This window comes from Hyphomonas sp. (genome assembly GCF_040882205.1).
Lineage (GTDB): Bacteria > Pseudomonadota > Alphaproteobacteria > Caulobacterales > Hyphomonadaceae > Hyphomonas.
Genome location: NZ_JBBEBT010000200.1, coordinates 1 through 3,488 on the forward strand (window position 1 = coordinate 1; position 3,488 = coordinate 3,488).

The following is a 3,488-nucleotide window of genomic DNA, read 5'->3' on the forward strand; positions in this document are numbered from 1 at the left end:
TGGTCTGGTGTTCGTCCCAGGCCTTAAGGCCAAGCGCCAGGGTGAGCAGCCCGAGGATGGCGACGATCAGCGTCCAGGTGCGCTTTGTATCCGCCCATAGCGCCTTGATTTCCGGACGTTCCGGAATCTGGGCATTGGTGGGATGCGCCGCGTTTTTGCCCAAGATATCCCCGTCGCCGGCAGACGGATCGCCGGATCGGGTCAGTTTGAGTGTCAAAGATTGCAGCTTGGTTAACCAGATACAGGACTTTGTTAACGTCTGTCAGGCGCCGCCAGACAGCGCACGGCTGGCAATGTCCATTGCATTTTCGGACAATCCGGCCTCCACCAGCCGCTTCAGGCAGGCTTCCGCCTCCGCCCGGGCCTTCGGCTCCAGCTGGCGCCAGGCTTCGAACGCCGTCAGCAGCCGCGCGCCAAGGGCGGGGTTCGCCTTGTCAGCGGCGAGGATCGTCGCCTCCACGGCCCGGTAGCCGGAGCCGTCGGGCGCATGGAAAGCCGCGAGGTTCTGCATCGCGAAACCGCCGATGACAGACCGCACACGGTTGGGATTCTTGAGGTCGAAGGCCGGATGCGCGATCAGGCGTTTCACCTCTTGCGCTGTGCCGGTGGCCGCCTGCACGGCGAACCACTTGTCCATCACCAGCGGGTTCGATTTCCAGAGACCCTCGAAATGCGACAGCGCGTCCAGCTTCTCGCCGCCATTCGTGAACATCAGCGCGCGCAGCGTGGCCAGACGCTCCGTCATGTTCGGCGCGCGTTCGTAGAGGCCGCGCAACGCGGTCGCTGCGTCAGGCGAACCCGAGGCGCCGGTGAGACCGATGAAGGCGGTGCGCAGCGCCCGGATGGAGGCCTGCTCCGACCCCGGATGATAGGGCGTGGGAGGCGGGGCCTTCAGCGTCTCGTGGATCTCCCCCGCCAGTTCGCCGCGCAGTGCTGCCTTGAGCTTCAGGATCGCCGCATGCAACGCCACCGGATCTGCAGGCTGTCGCTCGAGGAAGAGTTCGCCCACTTCCGGCAGGCGCGTCAGCAACGCCGCGAAGGCGGGATCAACCTTGGCGCCGCGCACGGCGGCGCCAATGGCTTTGACGAGTTCCGCGTCCGGATTGGTCTGGCTGCTATCCGAAAGCGCGACCAGTTCTTCCTTGATCAGCGATTGCAGGCCGTCCCATTTGTTGAAGGGATCAGTTTCCGCTTTAACCAGCGCCAGCCGGTCCGCGCGCGTGAGGCTGCGCGCCAGGCGCACCGGGGCGCTGAAATCGCGGCCGATGGAAAAATGCGGCCGCGGGCTGCCCGGCGGTGCGTGCAGTTCGAGTGTATCCTGCGCTTTGCCGAAGACATGCAGGAAAGGCTCGGCGGCATGGCCGCCCTTGCCGTCCAGAAGCGAGCAGACGAGCGGGATGGGGACAGGGTGCTTGACTGGCTGGCCGGCCGTCGGCTTGACCGACTGGGCAAGCGAAATCCGCAGGGTTCCGGTCGCCGCGTCCCACTGTTCGCTCACGTGCACTTCCGGCGTGCCCGCCTGTGCATACCAGCGGCGGAAGGCGGTAAAGTCCTGCCCCGTCACCGCCTCGAAACAGGCGTAGAAATCCTCGATGGTGACCGCCTGTCCGTCATGCCGAGCGAAATACAGGTCCATGCCCTCGCGGTATTTCTCCTCGCCGATCATCCGGCGCAGCATGCCGATCAGCTCGGCGCCCTTCTCATAGACCGTCGCGGTGTAGAGATTGTCGATGGCGCCATAGGTGTCCGGCCGCACCGAATGGGCGAGCGGGCCGGCATCCTCGGCGAACTGGCGGGCGCGCAGCTTGATCACGTCCTTGATCCGCTGCACCGGGCGCGAGCGCATGTCGGCGGAGAAGTTCTGGTCACGGAAGACCGTCAGGCCTTCCTTCAGGCAGAGCTGGAACCAGTCGCGGCAGGTGATCCGGTTGCCGGTCCAGTTGTGGAAGTATTCATGTGCGACGATGGATTCGATGGCTTCGAAGTCGGCGTCCGTCGCGGTCGCTTCGTCGGCCAGCACATAGGCCGAGTTGAAGATGTTGAGGCCCTTGTTCTCCATGGCACCGAAGTTGAAGTCGCGCACGGCCACGATGTTGAAAACGCCGAGATCATACTCGCGGCCATAGACGTCCTCGTCCCAGCGCATCGAGCGCTTCAGGGAGTCCATTGCCCAGGCGGCGCGGGGCGCGTCGCCCTTGTCGACATGGATGCCGAGATCGACATGCTTGCCGGACGCGGTAGTGAACGTATCGCGCAACACGTCATAATCGCCGGCGCAGAGCGCGAAGAGGTAGGCCGGTTTCTTGTGGGGGTCGATCCATTCGGCATAGTGGCGCCCGCCCGGCAGGTCACCGGAGGCACCCGGCGTGCCGTTCGAGAGGAGAAGCGGGAACTCATCCTTCGGCCCGACCATCCGAACCCGGAAGGCGCTCATCACATCCGGCCGGTCCGGATAATAAGTGATGCGGCGGAAACCCTCGGCTTCGCACTGGGTGCAGAGCCGGCCGCCGGAAAGGTAGAGTCCGGACAGCGCGGTATTCGCCTCCGGCGAAATCTCGACCTCAGTTTCCAGCACGAACGGCTGATCCGGCGGCGTGTGCAGCGTCAGGCCGCGCGCATCCACCGTGAACTCCGCCGGATCAAGCGGCGTCGCAGCTTCGCCGGCGAGGCCGACCGCAATATAGTTGAGGTGCAGCGCCTCGCCGTCGAGCTGCATCGGGCCCTTGCCGAGCGGCGTCACATGGACCGCGGCCTTGACCACGGTTCTCCGGATTGCGAGATCGAAATCGAGCGTCACCTGGGTGAGCGTGAAGGGATAGGGCGTATAGTCCTTGAGTTTCACCGCTACCGGGGTTTCCGTTCGCATCTCGGGGCGCTCCTCAGGACTTCTGGATGGGTCTTCTGGAATACAGGGACGCATCCGGGCCGTCGAGAGCCGTTGTCCGCAGCGGCGCGGACTGGCATGAGACGCCGCATGAACCCTGCCCTTCAGCCCTATCCGCCGCCGATCCGCCGCGCCGCCCTGGTCATCGCTGTCCTGCTGGCTCTCGGTGTCGCCTATCTGTCACTGATCCCGGGTGGCACAGTTCCGGCGCCGGATATCTCGGACAAGCTCCGGCACTTCGGCGCCTATGCGATGCTGGCGATTCCGGCAGCTATGTGGTTCGGACCGGGACGCCTTGTCACGGTGCTTGTGCTTGCGGTTTACGGCGCAGGACTGGAAGTCGCGCAGGGCCTGCTCTCGGCCACGCGCGAGGCATCCCCCCTTGACGCCCTCGCCAACGCGCTCGGCGCCAGTGGCGGCTACCTGCTGGTCTGGTTCATCGCACGCACACGGGCGCGCTGATCACTCGGCCGCGGCGGTGATTTCTTCCTCGAGGCGGTAGACGCTGCGCAGGATCAGGGCGCAGTGCTGGGCGACGGGCTTCAGCTCTGCCGGGAACTCGGCCGGATTGTCGGAGGCGAACTCGGCAACCCGCCGGGCAATG

At 65.3% G+C, this 3,488-nt stretch carries 3 protein-coding genes; 1 reads left to right on the plus strand and 2 read right to left on the minus strand.

Translation table 11 applies throughout. The annotated features are described in order from the left end of the window. Both WEA77_RS08310 and pepN read right to left on the minus strand, forming a co-directional pair. Positions 1 to 217 (minus strand): hypothetical protein (locus WEA77_RS08310; protein WP_368067403.1); only part of this gene is annotated, 217 nt, incomplete at its 3' end. Between the two features lie 45 nt (positions 218 to 262). Further along, positions 263 to 2,866 (minus strand): aminopeptidase N, encoded by a 2,604-nt coding sequence (pepN, locus tag WEA77_RS08315; protein WP_368067404.1) that lies wholly within the window; start codon positions 2,864 to 2,866, stop codon positions 263 to 265. Between the two features lie 108 nt (positions 2,867 to 2,974). On the opposite strand from pepN, the gene WEA77_RS08320 reads away from it, so the two are divergent. Beyond that, complete coding sequence (locus tag WEA77_RS08320; protein WP_368067405.1) at positions 2,975 to 3,346, plus strand: VanZ family protein; 372 nt, start codon at positions 2,975 to 2,977, stop codon at positions 3,344 to 3,346. The last annotated feature ends 142 nt before the right edge of the window (positions 3,347 to 3,488 follow it).

Bases quoted from the DNA above. Each gene is read 5' to 3' on its own strand.
- pepN (WP_368067404.1), bottom strand. From the start codon at position 2,866: ATGCGAACGGAAACCCCGGTAGCGGTGAAACTCAAGGACTATACGCCC.
- WEA77_RS08320 (WP_368067405.1), top strand. From the start codon at position 2,975: ATGAACCCTGCCCTTCAGCCCTATCCGCCGCCGATCCGCCGCGCCGCC.